The sequence below is a fragment of the Desulfitobacterium nosdiversum genome, from assembly GCF_049860565.1.
In the GTDB taxonomy this organism is placed as follows: domain Bacteria; phylum Bacillota; class Desulfitobacteriia; order Desulfitobacteriales; family Desulfitobacteriaceae; genus Desulfitobacterium_A; species Desulfitobacterium_A nosdiversum.
The window spans coordinates 3,447,885-3,467,553 of sequence record NZ_CP172056.1; the positions used below are offsets into that span (position 1 = coordinate 3,447,885).

Genomic DNA, 19,669 nt, shown 5'->3' on the forward strand with positions numbered 1-19,669 from the left:
TTCCGAAAAGTGTACCCTAGAAAATTCAATTCGACATTTGGATACTCCTTTACTCTATCTTTGTCTTGACAATATACAATCTTCATTTTCTCAGGATGCAATTCCAGCTTCACTCTTTCAGTCTTGCATCAATATCCGCAAGTAGTTGCTCTGCTTCATACTCTAAATAAATTAAACTTTTTGTTTATTTTAGAAATTCTTTTTTTCATATACATTTTGAATTTTTTATATAATATAAATAATTATTCTTTTTTAAATGTAATTACTTGTTTAAAGCTTTTTTAACTTATAATAAAAGCACCTCATTTCCTTATGAATGAAGGTGCTTTCTCTAACCATATGATGTCCTAAATAACGGAGCCTTTTCAGCTAAAAGTTGCATATTTGGAGCGTATCCCAGGTCTTGATGGCCGTATAGAGATGAAGCCGGGTCTGAAACAGTGAAAAATCAACATTTAGCAATTTCTCAATTTTAAACATGCGGTAATGCACCGTATTTACATGTACATAGAGTTTTGTAGCTGTTGTAGTCCAACTGCAGGCATTATCCAGCAGAATTCTTAAGGTACCAATAAAATCTGTACCGTACTTCTCATCATGCTCAATGACTTTCCCTAAAACTTGCAGGCAATAGTTTTTTATCGTTTCAATATCATTAGAGAATATGGGAACAAAAACCCCGAGTTGCGAGAAAGATCGGATGAATTGGTTTTCCCCCATAAGGCGTGGCAAGGCTAAGGCAATACATGCTTCTCGATAACTTTTAAGCAAGCCTGATGGTTTATATACTCTTCCGAAACCCAATGAATAATTTATCATAAATTTATCTGCAATCGACTGTTTGGTTGTTTCTATCGTTTTTCTTCCTGGCCAATCAGGGTTAATGTTCATAGGGCCGCCCTCAGGATATCCCCGCAAAATCGAAATCAAACGACTGGGAGCAATAATAGTGGTAATATATTCGGAACGATCTTGTTGCATCGTTTCATATGTATATGCGCGTAAAGCATTCCAATCAATTTTTGGCGAATCCTCTTCAGCTTCCAGGATACAGACAAAATAAAAGTTATCAATATTCGCATTTTGCTCAAATCGTTTTAGTTTTTCCTCGATACTGGTACATGATTTGGAAAAAAAATTTTCCCATAGGCTCTGCCCAAAGTCTTCTTTTTTTCGAACAGAAAGTGAAAAATGATATGTTAAGGCTAGATCACTTTCAGATATTATGGCAAGGGTTTCTTCTATCCTATCTTGGGGTAAATCTTCAACAATAATATAAGCCATTGTGGCGTCACTTTGAATCGCATAATAAAGACATTTTATCGCTGGCAGGTAAAAATATTTGTCCACAAATTCAGGAATGTCAAAACAAAGATTTTCACCTTGATCCGGGTAAATAAAATTACCAACGGCGTCTGTAATTATTACAAGTTGTCCAATTTTTCTGTTAAGATAATTCGCTATAAAAGAAAGCCCGTCATTTAACATTCCTTCAAATAAATAGTATGAAGCTTTTGTGTTTTTTATCATCCGAAGACACCACCCTTATTATTAACCAGGCATCAGACCCTAAAAAATAATATTACTGCTTTCTGATCGTCTAGCTTTCGGGCGCAGATTTAATCCAACAGAATCAGATTTTGGCTGAGGGTATGAAATCTATAGATTTTCCGGCAGCGATTGTTCCGGCAATACGGCCAAAAGTAATACATCGACCATGGCCTATACCCGGACAGATGGTGGGATAATCGTTGGCAAAAAAGTCGCCAGCAGCAGATCCAGCAACATACAAGTTTTTAATCGCGTTGTCAAATTCATCCAAAACCTCACAATTAATATTTGTGTGCAAACCACCTGAGGCCGTCAAAACTGTGCTTAATAATCGCCCCGCATAAAACGGAGGTTTAACGATTAGAGTCAACAGCTCTGAACGCTTTCCGTAATCCGAGTCATCCTTCATTGCCGCCAATTCATTATACCTGTCTATCGTAGCTTTTAAATTATCAACAGGAACTTTCATCTTTTGTGCCAGCTCTTCGAGCGTATTTGCTTTAACAACTTTACCATTTTTAATGTGCTCTTCTAAAAGAGCTTTTTCCGCATCTATATCCCATTCTTCACCGTATAATCGAGTAAGCTGATCACAGAATAAACCACCGCTTAATCCTTCCGTTATTACTCTTTTTACATCCGTTAAGAAATTATCATCATACACAGTCCAAACGATTCCCCCAGGCTGATACTCTTTTATACTGCTCATGGATTGTGCGTTTACATCTTCATTCTTGAAGCGTTTCCCTTTGGCGTTGACGTGGAGAAAGAAATAACTCATTGCTCCCGCTTCGAGATGAACAACTGCGGTATGGGGTTCCACCTTCTGCATGGCTCCACCAACCCACATCGCTAACTTATGGCCTTCACCACGGTTGCATGATTCGGGATAATAGACTTGGGCATCAGCCTCAAGTGCAGAGGGATTATACCTTTCAAGCATTTCAACATCGGATGAATAGTCCCCTGTCGTAATCACAATTCCCTTACTTGCATTATATTGAGTATGATGGCCCGGATATCCAGCAATAACGCCTGTAACAGGACCATCACCATCTCTAATCAAGCGCACCGCCGGCTTATTGTAATGAATGGATATTCCTCGATCAACGACAGTTTTTTCCAAAGTTTTAACAAGACCATAGTTACAGGAATTTTCCCGATTGCCTGGAGTATAGAAAACATGTGTAACAGGATATTCCGTATAATCCGGTCCCTTGAAATACCCATCCCAAAGACCGACTTGCATTCCTGCGCTTTCAGCAATATCGATAAGCCAATCCATGCAGGCCCCGCTTTTCTTGGCAAAAAGCCAAAGTAAATCCTCATCAAGTTTACTCTGGGCCCATCTGATCCAATCTCTAATAACCTGCCGATAATTTATCTGTATACCTATTTCTTTTTGCAGTTTAGTGTTAAAAGCTGCATTATGAAAGCCACGGGCTGAAAACGTTCCATTCTTCTCAATTAAAATTGGATTTACCCCTGCTTCCTGTGCTGCTAAAGTAGTTACCATCCCAGCCAACCCTGCACCAATGACAATAATATCCGTATTGATTGTTTCTTCAATTTGTGAAGCAGGGATAGGAACAGGTGTTATTTCCCAACTCCATTTGCCATTTTTTACTGTCTTCATCCGAATCAACCCCATAAATATGTTCTTTGTTAATTATATCATTATCCCACCTTTTATATCATTCCTCTACTATAAAGCTTATATTTTGATTTATATAGAAATCAGAAAGCGCCAATATTTTGACGCTCTCTGATCGGAAGTGGGAAAATATTTTAAAGAGTTAAGTTTTATACTTTTAAAGATGGAATTGTATCTGGAGATTTGCCAGCAGCAATAATTCCGGCAAGCCGACCGAAAGTGATGCAGCGGCCATGTCCTATCCCAGGGCAGATGGTCGGATAGTCATTTGCAAAGAAGTCGCCTGCTGAAGACCCTGCAACGTAAAGATTGCCAACCGGCTTATCATCTTCATCCAACACCTGGCATTTCGGGTTAGTTCTTAAGCCCCCACACATTGTTAGGATTGTACTTAAAAGTTTTCCACCATAGAAGGGAGGTTTAACAATAGGCGTAAGTAATTCAGCACGTTTACCAAAGTCTTCATCGTTTTTAGCTGCCACTAATTCGTTGTAGCGTTTAACTGAAGCAACAAAAGTTTCTACAGGGACATCCATTTTTTTAGCCAGCTCTTCAAGAGTATCAGCTGATACGACCTTACCGTTTTTCAACTGTGTCTCGAGAATTTGTTGCTCGGCAGCCAAATCAAACTTGGCGCCCATGCGCATAAATGTTTGACCGTAGAATAAACCTCCGCCGATCCCACTATCAATCTGCTGTTTTACTTGGTTCAAACCCTCGGCATCATAAATTGTCCAGGCAACTTTTTTCGGTTGATAGATTTTAGTTACGCTCTTGGATTGGGTGTTGACATCCTCATTTTTATAACGTTCGCCTAAACCGTTAATATGAAGGAACGCATAGCTTTGTGCTCCAGATTCCAAGTGAATAACCCCCGCATGAGGTTCCACTTTTTGCATTGCAGCGCCAGCCCACATCGCCATTTTATGAGCATCACCTGTATTGCATTTATTTGGGAAGTAAATCTGAGAATCCATTTGAAGTGCATAGGGGGCATATCTTTCCACCATTTCTTTGTCTGAAGCATAGTCACCTGTTGCAATAATAACGCCTTTGCTGGCATTATATTGTGTATAATTTCCTTTGGTCCCGGCGATTACGCCTTTCACTGGACCATTACCTTCCCTAATTAGCTGAACAGCTGGAGTTTTATAATCAAGCTGAATCCCCTTTTCCTTAATCAAGCCTACTAATTCTGGAAGCAAAACAGCATTTCCCGCTCCTTCAATATTACCATTGGTATAAATAAAGTTCGTACCTTCTTTATAGAAAAAGTGAGTTACTGGATATTCGGTATAATCTGGGCCTTTGAAATAACCGTCCCACATCGCTACCTTCAAGCCTCGGGGAGTAACCTGATCTAATACCCAGTCAAAACAAGCACCGCTTTTATGGGCAAACGTCCAGAGCATATCTTCTTTGCATCTGCCCTGAGCCCAGTAAATCCATCTTCTAACAATTTGCCGATAATCATTTTTAATACCCATTTGCTGTTGAACCTTACTATTGAAGGCAGTAATGTGCCCGCCACGGCAAGCAAATGTTTCATTTTTTTCGATAATCGTAACTTTAGCACCGGCTTCATGGGCAGATAGGGCTGCCACAGTACCCGTAAGCCCTGCTCCGATGACTAGAACCTCTGTATCAACCGTCTTTTTGATGTCTGAAGCCGCAATAGCTGAAGGTTTTGTTTCCCAGCTCCATTTTTTCCCACCGGAAGATTCCGCTGGTTTTTGAGAAGTTTGTGTAGGTGTTGTTCCACAGCCAGCTAATAAACCTCCGGAAGCGACACCTAAAGCAGTAAGCGCGCTTCCCTTAAAAAAGTCTCTTCTGGATAATCCCTTTTTCCCTTTTTCCTCTGAACTCATTAAACACCCATCCCTTCTTACGACTAAAATTTTCATGTAAAAATTACTACATTTTGAAGAACAATACTTGCCTAAAATCTAACATTATCATTTAATTAGTGAAAGTGTGTTCGAATACAAAAATGCCGAAAAAAAACTGGTGGCTGCACCAGAAGAAATAAATGAAGTTATCGAGTAAAATTGTGTCGAGATAATTCATAACTAATTAAGTCCTATCTCACAACTATTTTAAGGGGGAGACAAAATGGATGAAAACAAGGTACAACGTAAAAGGTTAAGGGAAAGATTTCTTACAAAAAAAGCAATATTGATAATCCTTATTGCATTGGTTCTCATTGGAGTCGGTGGAACGGCCGCAGTGGTTAAAGCCAGTGCTAACCCACAATTTTGCACGCTTTGCCATAATATGCAGCCCATGTATGATAGCTACCATGACAGCAATCTTCTCGCTAATTCCCATGCTAAAGCTGAAGTGAAATGTCACGATTGCCACGAGAGTTCACTCAGCATTCAAACCGAAGAAGGTATAAAGTATATAACCGGTAATTACGAATCTCCAATGAAAACCCGAGAATTTCCCAAGGAAATGTGCCTCAAATGTCATAATTATAATGATGTTAAAGCTAAAACAGTTTTCCCAGAGGATAATGGATCAAACCCCCATGATAGTCATAATGGCGATCTTGAATGCTACACTTGTCATAAAATGCACGAACCTTCTAAAGCTCTATGTATGGACTGCCATCAATTTTCTTGGTTAAACAAATTACCCGCCTATTTTGAACAGAAAAAATAAACGTTTATGTAAGGTTTCATAGTAAATTTTACATGAAAAAGGGGTTGCAGCCACGAACTGAATGGTTCATGGCTGCAACCCCTTTCATTGTTTAACATCTAATAGAATCAAGAGTAGCAATTTCAGCAGTAAATATTTTCTCTGGATCTAGTATGATAATCATTCGATCTTCAACAGTTCCAATACCTACAATGTAATTATCATTAATTCCACAAGTAAAATTAGGAACCTGATTTATTTCTTCATCATTTAATTTAATAATATCTGTAACTTCATCAACTCGGAAGCCGGAATTTGTATTATTTGAATTTAACATGATGAACTTGCTCTGTTCAATGATTTCCTTTTCAACAAAGTTAAACTTTGTCCTTAAATTAAAAATGAAATTAATATTTCCACGGACATTTATGATTCCCTCAATTGATTTATTAGTTCCTGGTAAGGTCTGTAATTTAAATTTTCTCGCTCTTAATATTGAATTGACGGCTGTTATTTCAAGCCCAAATTCCATATCATCTAATTCAAATATAACAAATTGAATGCTCAATAAAGACCCATCCCCTCCAAAAGAACTTATAAATGCGTATTTGCCAGTTTTTCTAATTGTTCAGTAAGACTTGAAATTTCCATAATACTTGCGGTTACTTGTTCAATTGCAGCTGCCTGCTGACCGACTGTATTGGTTGTCTCATTGCCCATAATTACAGTACTGTCTACTGATTCTTTTATTTCTGTTGTTAGTTGCTTTATTTTACCGACTGTTTCTTTCGAATCCGCAGAAAGTTTTCTGATTTCTTGAGCAACAACACCAAACCCAAGACCAGCCTCTCCCGCCCTCGCCGCTTCAATCGCAGCATTTAAGCCTAATAAACGAGTTTCATCCGCTATTTCTTTAATAAAATCCATCACTGCATCAATTTTTCCAGTTACAACATTTACTTTTTTAATTTCTGTGTTTAAATTTGCCTGATTTTCATTAACTACACTGGCTGAGGCTGCTAATTCTTCCATCGTAGCCGATATTTGTGACAATTGCTCGGACAAGGTATCCGCTACTGCTTTCAAATTAAGTTGATGATATGCAGCATTTGATATATTGTTTGCAACAATAAAAAGTACGTTAGCTGCTGCTTCTATACGTTCACGCGATAATTTCTGGACTTCATGTACCGCTTCGACATACCCTTCCTCATCAACGCCAATTTCAGTTGCTATTTTACGATATTTTTCTTCATCGGGAATATCCGTTAGAACTTGTCCTCCTAATATAGTACCAATTAACCGTCCTTCAATCATAATTGGAGCTGCAAAGTCGATGAGTCCTGCATGGCACTCATATACGACTGGTCTTCCAGTCCGAGCAGCTTCCTCTCCGCCTTTTCGATGTGATTCCGCACACCGCTTATCTCCGGTTGTTGTTGAATGAGTAAAGTTTTTACAAAATCGAGTATAACTGCTTGGATTCGTTAAAGGATTTCCTTCAGTATCAACTGTAACACTAGCCAGTCCTACTCCTTTTGCAAAATCATCTTGGAATTGCTGCAAAAAATCGAGATTGATAACATCTTTGAGAGTTACATTACTTAAATCTAATTTTTCTTCTGTCATTTGCATGCCTCCAATTTTATTGATAGTAGCAACTATTCGACAAAATATTTATTATTCCTTTAATATTCATTCTTTTACAACAAATTTATTTTTAAATATTAAGTCTAAATATGTGTTTATTAATTAATTTAAATAAACTAGTTAAAGCAACAATTACTTTAACTAGTTTTTTAATACTCTATCTTAAGTTATTTCTTAGCTTTAATAACAGCGAATACACCTTCACCAAGACCATTTTTAACCCTTTGTAAGGTGTTTTCTAACGAAAATATAGTTTGCTTCGCTTGAACGATACTAAAACCGGATTCCTCTAAATAATGTTTTATGTCACTTGCCGAATGAAAGTTTGCACTTGAATAATATTTGCTGCTGCCTCTATTCTCTTCATACTTCATACCCAGAGGAGTAGCCTTATCAATAAAAGCAATAACAAAAAAACCGTCATCCTTTAATATTCGATGTACTTCAGTAAATGCAGTTTCAATACTCATTAAAAAACAATCTACAGTTACCATCAACGCAACATCAAAAGTTTTATCCGGAATCGGCATATCCTCAGCAGCTGCATTAATGATGTTTAGTCCTTTTTCCTTAGCTTTTTGAGACATTTTTATTGATGGTTCAACCCCGATATTAATTCCTAATTCTTTCGCAAAAAGACCTGTTCCGGCTCCGATTTCAATTCTAGTTCCACCGTATGGAAAAACTGCTTTGAGTGCATTTACTTCCGATTCGAAAATACTTTGATTTTCTTCAAACCATGATTCATAATCATCAGCTTTGTCTTCAAATAGGTTTTTATTATTCATAACAAATCCATCTCTCTTTTTTACTAAAGAAATATAAACTTACTTACCTTTTTTATTCTCTTTCTCTCTAAACCTAGTTTTTCCTGCATAAAACTAATTTACTGTCTGTTTATCCCTCCATTAAATCTAACTATTTGTATTATTAAATATTTTTATGGGCATATAACAAACCTCAATTAGCACTTACCTTTATCAAGACAAATATAGACATTTTTTTCCTTTCAAGAATTATATAATTAACCTATAAAAATAAATGAATGTTCACACAAGTACAGAAAGGAGGTTAATAATCAACACTCTCAAAAATCTATTGAATAGAATTTGAAAGTTGGAGGTGTTATTTTAATGTCTGAGGAAAAGCAAAAGTTATCAAGAAGAAAATTCTTAGTAGAAGCTGTTGCGATTGGTGCTGTTACTCTTGGAGCAACAGCCGGTATTAAACCGAAAAAGATTGCTGCAGCTGCCCCAGCCCTTCCCTATCCTTACCAAGTTCTCGATGTCAATTTAGTAAGACAAAGGGGCTACAATAATTACTTTTTAGGCGGTTGTATGTATGCCTCTGCTAAAGCACTATTGGATACATTAGTTGAAGTAGTCGGCTCTCCATGGGATACTATCCCAGCTGACATGTTTAAGTTCGGTAAGGGCGGAGCCCTAAATTGGGGAACACTTTGTGGTGCTTTAAACGGATCCTTGGCAATTATTGAGTTAGCAGCTGGATCCTCAGCCGAAACTATTGGGCCAGAACTTATGGGTTGGTACAGTAAATTTCCCTTCCCCAGCAGCGCTCATGATACGTATTGTCATTTTCCAGGTCAAGTAACTACAGTTTGCGATTCACCGTTATGCCATCAATCTGTTAGTCTTTGGTGTGCTGCAGCAAATGCTACTGTAAGCAGTAGTGAGAAAAAGGATCGTTGTGCTAAACTCGCAGGAGATACAGCTGCTAAGGCAGCCGAATTACTCAATGCCTGGAGTGCAAGCACCTTTGCTGCCGTTTATCAACCTGATGCTGATTTCGCCCGTTGTCTTCCCTGTCATGTCGGCCCGACCTCAAGATATGATAATGTTCAAGGGCAAATAGATTGTCTAGAGTGTCATACTGATAAAACAACTCATCATCTGTAATTTAAAATATGGAGGTGAACATTATGTCCTTTGACCAAAAACATGTCGATAGAAGAAGCTTCCTGAAAAATATCGGACTCCTCGCAGCTGGAACCGCTATGTCCGCAGGAATTGGAAATATCATCAGTCCAGGAGTTGCACAAGCTGCAGCCCCAGCTCTTCCCTGGCCTTATAGCAGTTTAGATGCTGACGTAGTTAGGAGAAGAGCATATGATAATTACTGGCTTGGCGGATGTATGTATGCATCAGCAAAAGCACTTCTTGACACTCTGTACGAAACAGCTGGTACTCCTTGGGATACTCTCCCAGCTGATATGTTTAAATATGGCAAGGGGGGCGCCTTTAACTGGGGGACCCTGTGCGGAGCACTTAACGGATCGCTTTATGTTATGAGCCTTGCCGCCGGTACAAGTGTTGATCCGTTAGGAAATGAACTTATTGGTTGGTATACAACAAATCCTTTCCCCAGTAGATTATGTGACTCCTATGCAAAATTCACTCGAGTTAGACAAACGACTTCAAAATCTCCACTTTGTCATATCTCCGTTTCTTTATGGTGTAATACGGTGCATAAAACTGTGAACTCAGACGAAAAGAAAGATCGCTGTGCCAAAGTTGCAGCAGATACAGCTGCTAAAGCCGTTGAAATCCTCAATGCATGGAAAGCGGGAACATTTGCAGGAGTATATCAACCCGCCGCGGAATTCCAAAGCTGTTTAACCTGTCACAATGGCCCTACGAGTACACTGGATAATGAGCAAGGTCTTGCAAACTGTACTGAATGCCATACAGGGCACTAAATTCTCATATCATTCTGTTAAAGTACTTACAAATAAAACGCTTTTTGTCATATTTCTAATTAAGCTGAAAGCTGCTTGCAGCTTTCAGCTTAATTTAATTCTGGGTTTAACGGTAGCATTCCGTTCGCCGCAGTCGAAAATATGGCTTTTCATTTCGAACCGTACTGCTTTGATGCAAATCAATGTCAGCATACAGAATCTGTTCGCTGCCATCTGCTTTGGCCATGATATTTCCGTTTGGGTCGATCACAATAGACTGCCCGATAAAGTTCATGTGATCTTCCATCCCCACACGATTACACATAGCGATAAAAACACTGCTCTGCATAGCCTGAACTCGGATTTCCCACTCGAATAATTCCAAGGGCTCACCTTCGATGTTTGCAGTCGGAATAAGAATCAGGTCTGCCCCTAAAGCAGCACAGGTGCGCACGCTTTCGGGAAGGTGCCGGTCAAAGCAAATGACAATTCCGATCTTTCCAAAAGGTGATTCATAAACTTTAAAGCCGTCATCGGATGGTGTGTAATAGTCCTGCTCGTAAAAATATTGGCTCTGACTAATATGAACCATTTTCGAAATACCCTGCAGTTCACCTGAAGCACTGATCATAAGTGAAGCATCATAATATGCATTCCCCTCTTTAAGATAGAGGTTGGGAGATGAAATTATACCCAGCTCCCTGCTTTTTTCTGTCATCCGTTGGATAAAATTATGTTCACAATAAAGAGAATACTGTTCCCTATTTAGTTTTTCATATTGTGGGAAAAAAGGATAGAATTGAAGTTCCGGAAAAAAGATTAAATCCGCCTTATTTTGAGCAGCCTTTTCCATTGCCTGCAGAGATGCCTGCAAATTAAGCTTCATATTGTTATCCATTTTCATCTGAGCCAATGCTATTTTCATAATTTTATATTTCCTCCTGAAGTTCACCCTTTACTTATACAAAGAATTCTTTTTTAAGGTTAAAAAATCCTTTATTGTCTAAATCTCCTTTAATTTACTTTTCTTAATGATAATTTTGAAGTTATATTTAAGCGACTGTGGGACTGTCGCAAAAACTATGGTCTTGTAGTTTCGGGTCTTTTGAAATAGTCCATAATTATTGCGCACCGAAAAAGGGGCTGTTTTGCGACAGCCCCTAAATTCTTATCCTTGCTACACGCAGATGTTGTAGTGGCAAGTCTTAAAACCGAGAATATTATGTAATATAATGGTAAGGGAGGTTGATCTCATGTTTGTCTTTGGCGCTGGTATCGCTATTGTCGTTATTTCTATTCTTATTCTTATTGCAATGGGCATTGTCTTCTAATCAGTAGTTAGTTGCACAGACTGAATAATAAAATCAGTCTGTGCTGCTTATATAGTTATAAAACACTGTTAGAGTTTAAATTGTTGTACTATCTTATTAAGAAAAACAGTTTTGGAAAGATTAAATTTCCAGGGATATTTAAATGAAGATTGGCAATTATAATATCGAAGGGTATACAATGGTTGAGCCAAGATTTATATATGCTCTTTAGAGGGTGTATATGGATCGGCCAAAGATTATATACAGATCGGTTGGTTTGTATGTAGTCGGAGGGAAGATTCTTTACGGTAGGGAAAAGCTTTATCGCAGTTGAGTTTTATTGATTGCAATGAGGTTCCAACTTATTGTAAAGGGTCGAGCTAAGATCATACCGGGTGTTGAAGTTTCGGTCTTATACAGCCGAGAGGTTGTATAAGGCTGGGTAGATATCTTGTATGGTCGAACGAACCATCATTATAGGCAGCAAACTGCTTTCATAGGGTCGCAAGATCATATGAGGGTAATAAACTATCTATAGTGGTGCAAGGTAGATCATTGTGTGCTCTTCCCTTAATAAAGAAATGAACGCCTTTATACAACTTTATGTTGTTGAAGGCGTTTTGGCTTTTCTTCTTTAGTTATATCAACTTGTTTTCTCTTTTAAGGAGTTTAAGTGTTCCCACTCTTTTACAAGTATACCTATCGCTCCTTCGGTCATGTAAATACACCCTTTTTTGCTGATTCGATCCAAAAATGATTGGTTTTTACGTAAAACAGCACAACAAGAGGATTTGTACGCTTGTTTAAAACTCGAATGCAAACGCTTAGCCAGGTCCGGATTTTCTTTTAATTTATATCTTTCTTGAATAACTCCGGAGGCCATCACAATTCCAACAAGTGCCCCACAAGTACAGCCATTGCCCATACCCTCTTTAAATAATTTAGCTGCAGAAAAAATGTCTTGACTCATATTAAGATTCCACACTTCATTAGCAGCAGTTAAAACCGATTCGCAGCAGTTCATTCCTCTACGCATTGCATCGTTAGCAATTTCAGATGCTCTAAGCACTTGCATGGACACTCCCCCAATCGCCTAAAACTTATTTGTTACGGATTCTGAGCAGCTTCTACGATGGTGGAGAAATGCAACTAAAATCCCCCATAAAATTATTAAACTAAATACAATATTAGAAACTCTCAATGACAAATCGGGAATTAACAAACCTTCCCTGAATGTATAACCCGTTAGGATCATTAAAGATGATATTTCTGTCTTTGCAATTAATAATTCAGTAATAAACATGGCTGCTAAAGAAATCCCCATTACGGCTAAAGGACGTTTAATCTCATGAAAAAGACCGATACTTAATCCAATGACTATGCCTGCTAAGATTGCCAAACCCGTATTAAACCTAAGTTCCAGCCAAGTCCATTGGGCAAATAGGAGCGCAACAACAAAACCTAAGTTAAACCCCATCAATCCACAGTAAATAACATTTAATCCTTTTTTCGCTCTAGCATTCATACTCTAGACACTCACTTATTTAAGCTTAAATGTGACTACTACAGGAGTTCCATCCGCGGGAAGAACATCCTTGTTCCCTCTAAATTCAGCAACTTTATTGTCAAAATCTTTAGTAGGATGAGCCGCATTACTCGTAATACCTACTGGACAGCTATCTAAGCATAGGATACAGCCCGTGTTTTTAGCCTTAGCATTTTCTTGATTGCCACCAAACCGGATATCAAATTTCTTTTGAGTAGAATCAAGAATAGCATCACCAAAAGGAATTTCTTTCCCAGCCCCTGCCCAAGTAACCGATGCATCGAGAGAATCACCTTCGACAGCGACTCCAACAGAATCAAGTTTTAAGTTGTTACCCGGTTTTGCTCCGATTGCAATCAAAGCGTTGTAGAAATCGTTCTGATTTCCCCAAGCTTTTAGCACCGACTTATTACCGTTCGAGCCATCTTTGAAAACGACACCGTGACGTGTAGGTTCTACAAAGTATTTTCCATTAACTTCAGTATAAATCTTTACTGTTTTAGCCTCTTTATCAATAACAATTGGATTAGATTGGCTTACTGCAGCACCGGAATTAGACGAAGATGCTGGTGGAGTTGCAGTATTTTTAGCAGATTCACTTGAACCGCATCCACTAAGAGCAGCAGCAAAAATTACAGAAAGTACTGCTGTTAATAAGACCTTCTTGCTCTTAAATACCTTGCTTAATTGAATTTTCATTTTTAAATACTCCCCTCATTTGTGCTAAGTTCTTTTCACTAGAACTCATAAGTTGTATTTTTCTGCCAGAACGAAGCCATACCCAACCTCCCCAAAGGCTGCAGATGCTTACCAGGAAGGCAAACAGAACGGAAGCGCTAAAGGCCCCTGCCTTAGGAACTCCGAAAGGAGCTAACAGCATTACGTAAGCTCCTTCCCTTAGACCGTAACCATTGATTCCTAACGGCAACATAGAAGCTACAGAGGTTGCGGGTATAACATAAACAGATTTCAATATATCTACCATGTTTAGGGAAAGGCCCTTAAACAACGCATAATTCGTTCCAACAATACATAATTGAAAAATTATTGACCATAGAAGCGCTTTTATAATAAATAAAGGATTTCTTCTGGCTTTTAAACCATGCTCAATCATTCCTGCGATAAACTTAAAAATTTTATTTTGATTTGCTTGTAAAAACTTCGGAGCCCGTCCGCTCATGACTAAAGCTAATAACACAAGTGTAAGGATAATGAGAAAACCAAATAATGTAATGAGTTTATGATCAGGATTATCAACGAACATACAACCCAATAGTCCAACTATAGCTAGTCCCATAGTCGCTAAAACTCTCTCTATGACAACGGAAGATGTTGCACCAGGAGAGTCTCCACTTAACTTTGCTACCCAAAGGATACGTATTGCATCCCCACCAATGCTTGATGGCAGGAAATTATTAAAGAATATCCCTACCCAGTAGGCATGCCACAACTCTTTATTACTTAATTGAAGTCCTTGAGCTTTAATAATGGCTTGCCATTTAACTGTGCTAACGACCATAGCTAAGATGATCCACATTATCGCAGCTAACAACCATTTGAGTTTTAGACCTACGATCATCCCGAGGATTTGATTCCAATTAAAAGCAACGATAAACCATCCTATAAGGATCAAAGAAACAAGAATTCTAACAAATAACTTCATATTCTTTTTAAACATGATTATCTCCAACGAGCTTTTGGTCAAACCTTTTCTTTATGGCTAAACTGACAACCAAAAGTATGAGAAAGCCACTAAGAGCCCATAGTGCGTATTTTGCACTCGGGGACATATTTTCTCCAAGCCAGGAATAAATGATGGTCGCTGGTAATTGCCCTAGTCCAGTCGCCCAGAAAAATTCCCAGAACCCCATCGTGGTTAAGCCCGCAGCATAAGAGATAATATCAAAAGGTACGATGGGTAACAAACGGGCAATCATTACGGAATGCTTACCGTATTTGTCAAAAAACCTATCTGTTTTTTCCAAACTTTTCTTGCCCACCATCTTCTCGATGACAGGACGACCAAAAGCTTTAGCGATAATGAAACAGAGGGATGCTCCTATCATCGCTCCAGTCCAGGAGTAAACAGCCCCCATAACCCAACCGAAGATCCATGCATTCGCAAAGGTAATGACAAAAGCCGGTAAAGGAGCAGCCAATGACTGAAAAACCATCAGTGCCATAGAAACAATGGGTGCCCAAATACCAAAATTCCTTAAGTAAGTTCTCATCCCATTGATGTCCGCGCGTAAAAGAAGATTTGTTGCTTTATTTACTTGTTCAGCCACAGTAGGTACTAGAAAGTACAGTCCTATGAAGATCAACGCAAAGGCAGCGACGAGCAAAACAGTTATTTGTTTTTTGTTTATAGACAATTGATCACCTCCTAAAAGACATCATTGATAGTTATGATAGTTATGATAGTTGTGATACTTATCATATCCATACAAACAGCCAATATATAACCATATTGTTATCTATTCAATAATAAATAAATTATACTTTTCTGTCCATAATTCTTCAGTAGAAAATTTAATCTTCTTTTAATATCCTTTTAGCTTCCCACAATCGTTGTATTGCGGTAAACGTTACAGCAAAGGCGAAAAGACCAGTCGTCCAGTATATCCATTCAGGAAATAAAGTCATTAAAGAAAGAAATATAAATCCTTCTGTCCGCTCGGCAAGTCCAGCCTGATAATAAAATGACTTCATTCCTTTTTTCTCAGCTAATGCACCCACTGTTAAAAAAACAGTCATGGAAAAAATTATGCCCGCAGTAAGGAGAAGCAGCAAAAACTGAGCTTCAGGATAACGCCATGCTAATCCAAGGATCACCGAAAGCTCAACAAGTCTATCAAAGGTAATATCCATTAAGGTTCCCCAAGGGCTAGCGGCATTATTTTTTCTTGCCATCGACCCATCCACAGCGTCAAAATACCCGGATAACCAGAGCAGAGATACTGCTAATAGAGGTTTATAAAAAAGAATAGCGACTCCCGAGAATAGACCTATGACCAAAGCTGTTTTTGTAACCTGATTCGCCGAAATATTCAATTGCAATAACAAGCTCGCTGTTAGGTCGATAAAGCGTTGTACATATTTTCTTGCATAAGTATCCAGCATAAAGCTTCCCTTTCTTTTTTATTGTTCTGGAATAAATAGCTAAACAAAAAAAGATAATTCATCATCAATGTGTTATCAAATTCATTATTACTTACTTATTATAAACAAAATATGCCGATAATCTCAATAAATTTGTAAAACTTATAAACGCAAAACGGAAAAGTAAATTTCCAATTTGCTTTTGCACACTGCTTAGCCAATTGAGCAATTGACTATAACTAATTAAATTTAATACTTTAGCTTCTAAAGCAATTTAATCAGGAGCTGTTGCAAAACCTATAGTCGTGTAGTTTCACGCATATCCGCTCACTCAGGCGCTCCTGGACTGGTTCACTTTGCCTTCGTAGCAGCTCCGCCAAACCTCTGGGCAATACCTGATGTGAACCTGTGGCTGCGCTACGCTACGAAAGCTTTGTTCACCTGCACGTCCCTCCGCGAATCGTTCACTTCTATGCGCGAAACTACGCTTTCGGGTCGTTTGCAATAGTCCATAATTATTGTGCGCACGAAAAAAGGACTTGTTTTGCAACAGCCCCTGATCAACGGATCCTATTTAGTTTTAAAACTTTCAGTTTTTCTCTTTAAGCTAATTGTCTGCCACAATCTAGGCGATCTTCTTTTGGTCTATATTTTTTAGGATTAAAAACAAGCAGATGATCATGACCGCACTCAATAAAGGAAAGATGATAATTTGAGCCAAACTCATTTGAACTCCTGCAGCGATCTGTCCAATAATCATTGCCGAAAGTGCAGCCCCCATTGTAAGCCCCTTTATAATTATGACCGAGGATAACAGATACCCAAAATCATTTTGTTTGATCAAAAGTACTCCTGAAATAAAAGCCAAAGGAACAATGAAACCTAAATCCATCCCTTGAATGACTAACGTTGTGTAATGCTCTAAACCAGGTGGTACAGTCCCATTTATAATTGTCGGAACAATCATACCCAGCCAAAGCATTCCTATGGCAAATGCAAAGAAAATTTGAAAACCGCCAAGAAATTTAAGCGGCAATTTCGGATTAAATGAAGCTTTTATGTCCTTTGTATTAAATGACATCATCAATAAGGTAAAAGCAAAGAAGCTCGCCGACATAAGCAGAACATACACCAGGAAAAAAGGATTATACATCCACAAAAATGTATATGAGATATATGTGTACAAAAAATAGGCTAAGGTACCTGCCAAAAGCAATTGTCCTTTTAAAGAGTTCTTTCGTGCAAGATAAATTGAAATGAGCAGCAGAGGAACCCCTAACCCCAGCGTCACTATATCCTGAGCTTTACCCTGAGCCACGACTGTCACCGAATCATTGGCATATAACCCTTTGCCGTAAATTGAAACAACTTGACCATGGATAGAATGATACTGATGAAGTCCCGGGCCCTCACTTGAGACCAGACCATAAACCGAAGCTGTAACCGCTAAGAAAACTATCAAGATAACAAGTAAAGTCATGATATTTTTGACCTTCAATTGACCTGCCTCCATCTTTCAATAACTAGCAATCACTGTTCATCAGGTCCGCAAACTGTTTGATATTTTCATCCTTGATTTGAGAGAAATCATTATTAACTTTTGCTACTTTCTTTACAATTAATCGATCGAAATAATTCATTTTATCGAATCGATATTGTCCTCCAAAGAATTCCTTCGCTATAGCTTGCGTCAATAGCTCATTAGGAAATGAATTATTCAACTCTTCATGCGCCTTCTCAAAGAGCATTCCGCACACAAAAAGCCCAATTTTCTTATTCATCAACATCTCCATATTTTGGATGCAAAAAAATTGAACCTCTTTTTGAATCTTACCCATATGAATTGAACCGCCAATAATTACTCGATCGTATTTAGTAAGTACAGGAATTTTTGCATCTTTAAGATTGAATAGTTCTATGTTACCCGTCAAATCTTTGCTGAGCATTTTTGCGCAGGTTTCCGAACACCCATGTTTTGTTGCATACACAATTAAAGTATTCACGTTATCATCTCTCCTTCTTTACGTAAGTTAATGCCGTTCAACACGATCTCCAAATGTCTTTCGATCAACCGCTCAACCTGATCCGAAGAGACCTCACTTTCAAGCATTAATTTAATTAATAGGCCAAAGGTTGAAGTCCAGATTATTTGAGCCGTAAGTTCGGGATCACAAGCCTGATATTTTCCAACATCTATGCCCCTTTGAATATTACTGCCTAACAATTGCATCGTTGGGCTCTTTTCTGAAATACCTCGTTCAAGCAGCGCTGTCCTTTTTAAAATAGAAGGATCCGGGTTAAGCATAATCGCCTTGTACTCTTCCGGTGACTCTAAAGCAGCTCGGATATAGTTCGTAAACATCTCTTTCAATTCTTTCTCAGGATGAGTATCATTAATTTTTACTGCCCGGGCTGCCGCGATTATCCGACCATAACCCTCACTGACTATTGATTCGATGATTTCACTCTTGTTTTTAAAGTAGTGATAAACGATTGCGGGAGAGTAATCTAACTCACTCGTGATCTTACGGATTGACAACCCCTGGACCCCTTCTTGGGAAATAATAGATCGTGCAACCTCTAAAATGGTATTCCTAACTTCTTCTTGTTTCTCTAATTGCCTTCTTCTACTCAAGTCATTCACCCGCTTATTAATTTAACATTGTTTATATTTCGAACACTGTTCAATTAAATATTAAGCTAACTTACATTCTCCGTCAAGTATTACTGATCAGGAATTTCCTCAGTTCATTAAAAATCCTAGGCCTTAAAACCACTATTTCTCTTAAGTTCAAAGTATTTTATGATATTCGTTATTTTACCGTATACCAATAAGGTATCTCCTTGTTGGATGATATAATCAGCCTCTGGAAAAAGTATAATTTGATCCCCTTTATCTACATTAAGAACTTGAATCTTGTTTTCTTTTAAGTTTGCATCTATCAATTTTTTACCGACCATGGGGTGTGTTCCTTTAACATAAATTTGGTACAGTCCATAATCACTGCTTTGCTTTAACATTGTATAAATATTTTTACTGCTTCTCTTTTTCATCTGTTTAAATATAAACCGTTCAAAAACCATGTCTATGTAAAGAGTTAAATGCTTGTTGCTCAAGAGCCATAGTACCACTAACAGTAATATTAAGAGAATCACAATATCTAACGGTTTTACTTCACTTCTTAATATATTGATTAAAAATGATATCGAAGTAGCTGTACCAAGATAACCCGTTAGCATAATAAATTGAGCAATACGTCTTATATCAGGATTTCTTGTAACTATTTCACTTTCTTTTGTCGTAAACCCTACACCAGTTACGAGAGATATGACTTGAAATTTAGCTTTTTCTTCAGGCATACCAAAGAATCTTAGCAAGATTGAGAAGAATTCTAATAAGCATAAAAAAGTAACCACAAACAAACCGAAATATAAAACCATTTTTTAAGCACTACCTTTAATATTTGTTATAAAGAAGAGATAAGCTTAAAGAGGGCTATATTACCCTCTTATTATTC

20 protein-coding genes are annotated in these 19,669 nt (G+C 38.0%); 3 read left to right on the forward strand and 17 right to left on the reverse strand.

Annotation, left to right across the window (positions count from 1 at the left end; genetic code table 11):
* Window positions 1-369: 369 nt before the first annotated feature.
* The 3 genes from ACHOLT_RS16815 to ACHOLT_RS16825 all read right to left on the reverse strand — a co-directional run bounded on the left by ACHOLT_RS16815 (window position 370) and on the right by ACHOLT_RS16825 (window position 5,073).
* Window positions 370-1,530 carry a PucR family transcriptional regulator gene (locus ACHOLT_RS16815; protein WP_425802953.1) on the reverse strand — a complete coding sequence of 387 codons (1,161 nt, stop codon included), beginning with the start codon at window positions 1,528-1,530 and terminating at the stop codon, window positions 370-372.
* A 103-nt stretch (window positions 1,531-1,633) separates the two neighbouring features.
* The gene (locus tag ACHOLT_RS16820) at window positions 1,634-3,187 is read right to left on the reverse strand and encodes an FAD-dependent oxidoreductase (RefSeq protein ID WP_425802956.1); all 1,554 of its coding nucleotides are present in this window, start codon (window positions 3,185-3,187) and stop codon (window positions 1,634-1,636) included.
* A gap of 167 nt (window positions 3,188-3,354) precedes the next feature.
* Window positions 3,355-5,073 carry an FAD-binding protein gene (locus ACHOLT_RS16825; protein ID WP_425802959.1) on the reverse strand — a complete coding sequence of 573 codons (1,719 nt, stop codon included), beginning with the start codon at window positions 5,071-5,073 and terminating at the stop codon, window positions 3,355-3,357.
* A 244-nt stretch (window positions 5,074-5,317) separates the two neighbouring features.
* On the opposite strand from ACHOLT_RS16825, the gene ACHOLT_RS16830 reads away from it, so the two are divergent.
* A complete protein-coding gene (locus ACHOLT_RS16830; protein ID WP_425802962.1) occupies window positions 5,318-5,869 on the forward strand; it encodes a cytochrome c3 family protein in 552 nt (183 codons plus the stop codon).
* Window positions 5,870-5,960: 91 nt separating this feature from the next.
* On the opposite strand, the gene ACHOLT_RS16835 is transcribed toward ACHOLT_RS16830, so the two are convergent.
* From ACHOLT_RS16835 to ACHOLT_RS16845, 3 genes are all read right to left on the reverse strand, one after another.
* On the reverse strand, window positions 5,961-6,416 hold the full coding sequence (locus ACHOLT_RS16835) for a chemotaxis protein CheW (RefSeq protein ID WP_425802964.1): 456 nt from the start codon (window positions 6,414-6,416) through the stop codon (window positions 5,961-5,963).
* Window positions 6,417-6,442: 26 nt separating this feature from the next.
* Window positions 6,443-7,477, reverse strand: coding sequence for a PocR ligand-binding domain-containing protein (locus ACHOLT_RS16840; protein WP_425802967.1), 1,035 nt, complete (start codon window positions 7,475-7,477; stop codon window positions 6,443-6,445).
* Window positions 7,478-7,665: 188 nt separating this feature from the next.
* The gene (locus tag ACHOLT_RS16845; protein WP_425802969.1) at window positions 7,666-8,286 is read right to left on the reverse strand and encodes a class I SAM-dependent DNA methyltransferase; all 621 of its coding nucleotides are present in this window, start codon (window positions 8,284-8,286) and stop codon (window positions 7,666-7,668) included.
* A gap of 345 nt (window positions 8,287-8,631) precedes the next feature.
* On the opposite strand from ACHOLT_RS16845, the gene ACHOLT_RS16850 reads away from it, so the two are divergent.
* Window positions 8,632-9,414: a C-GCAxxG-C-C family (seleno)protein gene (locus ACHOLT_RS16850; protein WP_425802972.1), complete on the forward strand. Its 783-nt coding sequence runs from the start codon at window positions 8,632-8,634 to the stop codon at window positions 9,412-9,414.
* A 23-nt stretch (window positions 9,415-9,437) separates the two neighbouring features.
* Window positions 9,438-10,214, forward strand: a complete 777-nt coding sequence (locus ACHOLT_RS16855) for a C-GCAxxG-C-C family (seleno)protein (protein ID WP_425802974.1) — start codon at window positions 9,438-9,440, stop codon at window positions 10,212-10,214.
* A 106-nt stretch (window positions 10,215-10,320) separates the two neighbouring features.
* On the opposite strand, the gene ACHOLT_RS16860 is transcribed toward ACHOLT_RS16855, so the two are convergent.
* The 11 genes from ACHOLT_RS16860 to ACHOLT_RS16910 all read right to left on the reverse strand — a co-directional run bounded on the left by ACHOLT_RS16860 (window position 10,321) and on the right by ACHOLT_RS16910 (window position 19,511).
* Window positions 10,321-11,118: a carbon-nitrogen hydrolase family protein gene (locus ACHOLT_RS16860; protein WP_425802976.1), complete on the reverse strand. Its 798-nt coding sequence runs from the start codon at window positions 11,116-11,118 to the stop codon at window positions 10,321-10,323.
* Window positions 11,119-12,146: 1,028 nt separating this feature from the next.
* On the reverse strand, window positions 12,147-12,578 hold the full coding sequence (locus ACHOLT_RS16865; protein ID WP_425802978.1) for a C-GCAxxG-C-C family protein: 432 nt from the start codon (window positions 12,576-12,578) through the stop codon (window positions 12,147-12,149).
* An 18-nt stretch (window positions 12,579-12,596) separates the two neighbouring features.
* Complete coding sequence (locus ACHOLT_RS16870; protein ID WP_425802980.1) at window positions 12,597-13,028, reverse strand: hypothetical protein; 432 nt, start codon at window positions 13,026-13,028, stop codon at window positions 12,597-12,599.
* A 15-nt stretch (window positions 13,029-13,043) separates the two neighbouring features.
* Window positions 13,044-13,748, reverse strand: a complete 705-nt coding sequence (locus ACHOLT_RS16875; protein ID WP_425802983.1) for a YdjY domain-containing protein — start codon at window positions 13,746-13,748, stop codon at window positions 13,044-13,046.
* Window positions 13,720-14,712: a lysylphosphatidylglycerol synthase transmembrane domain-containing protein gene (locus tag ACHOLT_RS16880; protein WP_425802985.1), complete on the reverse strand. Its 993-nt coding sequence runs from the start codon at window positions 14,710-14,712 to the stop codon at window positions 13,720-13,722. Before ACHOLT_RS16880 ends, ACHOLT_RS16875 begins: the two co-directional genes overlap by 29 nt.
* 7 nt (window positions 14,713-14,719) lie before the next feature.
* On the reverse strand, window positions 14,720-15,418 hold the full coding sequence (locus tag ACHOLT_RS16885; protein WP_425808115.1) for a TVP38/TMEM64 family protein: 699 nt from the start codon (window positions 15,416-15,418) through the stop codon (window positions 14,720-14,722).
* 163 nt (window positions 15,419-15,581) lie between these two features.
* Window positions 15,582-16,172, reverse strand: a complete 591-nt coding sequence (locus ACHOLT_RS16890; RefSeq protein ID WP_425802988.1) for a CDP-alcohol phosphatidyltransferase family protein — start codon at window positions 16,170-16,172, stop codon at window positions 15,582-15,584.
* Between the two features lie 604 nt (window positions 16,173-16,776).
* Entirely contained in the window at window positions 16,777-17,649 is an 873-nt protein-coding gene (locus ACHOLT_RS16895) for a hypothetical protein (RefSeq protein ID WP_425802991.1), read from the reverse strand.
* 25 nt (window positions 17,650-17,674) lie between these two features.
* Window positions 17,675-18,154 carry a flavodoxin domain-containing protein gene (locus ACHOLT_RS16900; RefSeq protein ID WP_425802993.1) on the reverse strand — a complete coding sequence of 160 codons (480 nt, stop codon included), beginning with the start codon at window positions 18,152-18,154 and terminating at the stop codon, window positions 17,675-17,677.
* Window positions 18,151-18,786, reverse strand: a complete 636-nt coding sequence (locus ACHOLT_RS16905) for a TetR/AcrR family transcriptional regulator (protein ID WP_425802995.1) — start codon at window positions 18,784-18,786, stop codon at window positions 18,151-18,153. Before ACHOLT_RS16905 ends, ACHOLT_RS16900 begins: the two co-directional genes overlap by 4 nt.
* A 125-nt stretch (window positions 18,787-18,911) precedes the next feature.
* Window positions 18,912-19,511, reverse strand: a complete 600-nt coding sequence (locus ACHOLT_RS16910; protein WP_425802998.1) for a TrkA C-terminal domain-containing protein — start codon at window positions 19,509-19,511, stop codon at window positions 18,912-18,914.
* Window positions 19,512-19,669: the final 158 nt, after the last annotated feature.

Bases quoted from the DNA above. Each gene is read 5' to 3' on its own strand.
- ACHOLT_RS16825 (WP_425802959.1), bottom strand. From the start codon at position 5,073: ATGAGTTCAGAGGAAAAAGGGAAAAAGGGATTATCCAGAAGAGACTTT.
- ACHOLT_RS16875 (WP_425802983.1), bottom strand. From the start codon at position 13,748: ATGAAAATTCAATTAAGCAAGGTATTTAAGAGCAAGAAGGTCTTATTA.
- ACHOLT_RS16870 (WP_425802980.1), bottom strand. From the start codon at position 13,028: ATGAATGCTAGAGCGAAAAAAGGATTAAATGTTATTTACTGTGGATTG.
- ACHOLT_RS16820 (WP_425802956.1), bottom strand. From the start codon at position 3,187: ATGAAGACAGTAAAAAATGGCAAATGGAGTTGGGAAATAACACCTGTT.
- ACHOLT_RS16910 (WP_425802998.1), bottom strand. From the start codon at position 19,511: ATGCCTGAAGAAAAAGCTAAATTTCAAGTCATATCTCTCGTAACTGGT.
- ACHOLT_RS16830 (WP_425802962.1), top strand. From the start codon at position 5,318: ATGGATGAAAACAAGGTACAACGTAAAAGGTTAAGGGAAAGATTTCTT.
- ACHOLT_RS16845 (WP_425802969.1), bottom strand. From the start codon at position 8,286: ATGAATAATAAAAACCTATTTGAAGACAAAGCTGATGATTATGAATCA.
- ACHOLT_RS16815 (WP_425802953.1), bottom strand. From the start codon at position 1,530: ATGATAAAAAACACAAAAGCTTCATACTATTTATTTGAAGGAATGTTA.
- ACHOLT_RS16855 (WP_425802974.1), top strand. From the start codon at position 9,438: ATGTCCTTTGACCAAAAACATGTCGATAGAAGAAGCTTCCTGAAAAAT.
- ACHOLT_RS16860 (WP_425802976.1), bottom strand. From the start codon at position 11,118: ATGAAAATAGCATTGGCTCAGATGAAAATGGATAACAATATGAAGCTT.
- ACHOLT_RS16840 (WP_425802967.1), bottom strand. From the start codon at position 7,477: ATGACAGAAGAAAAATTAGATTTAAGTAATGTAACTCTCAAAGATGTT.
- ACHOLT_RS16890 (WP_425802988.1), bottom strand. From the start codon at position 16,172: ATGCTGGATACTTATGCAAGAAAATATGTACAACGCTTTATCGACCTA.
- ACHOLT_RS16865 (WP_425802978.1), bottom strand. From the start codon at position 12,578: ATGCAAGTGCTTAGAGCATCTGAAATTGCTAACGATGCAATGCGTAGA.
- ACHOLT_RS16880 (WP_425802985.1), bottom strand. From the start codon at position 14,712: ATGAAGTTATTTGTTAGAATTCTTGTTTCTTTGATCCTTATAGGATGG.
- ACHOLT_RS16850 (WP_425802972.1), top strand. From the start codon at position 8,632: ATGTCTGAGGAAAAGCAAAAGTTATCAAGAAGAAAATTCTTAGTAGAA.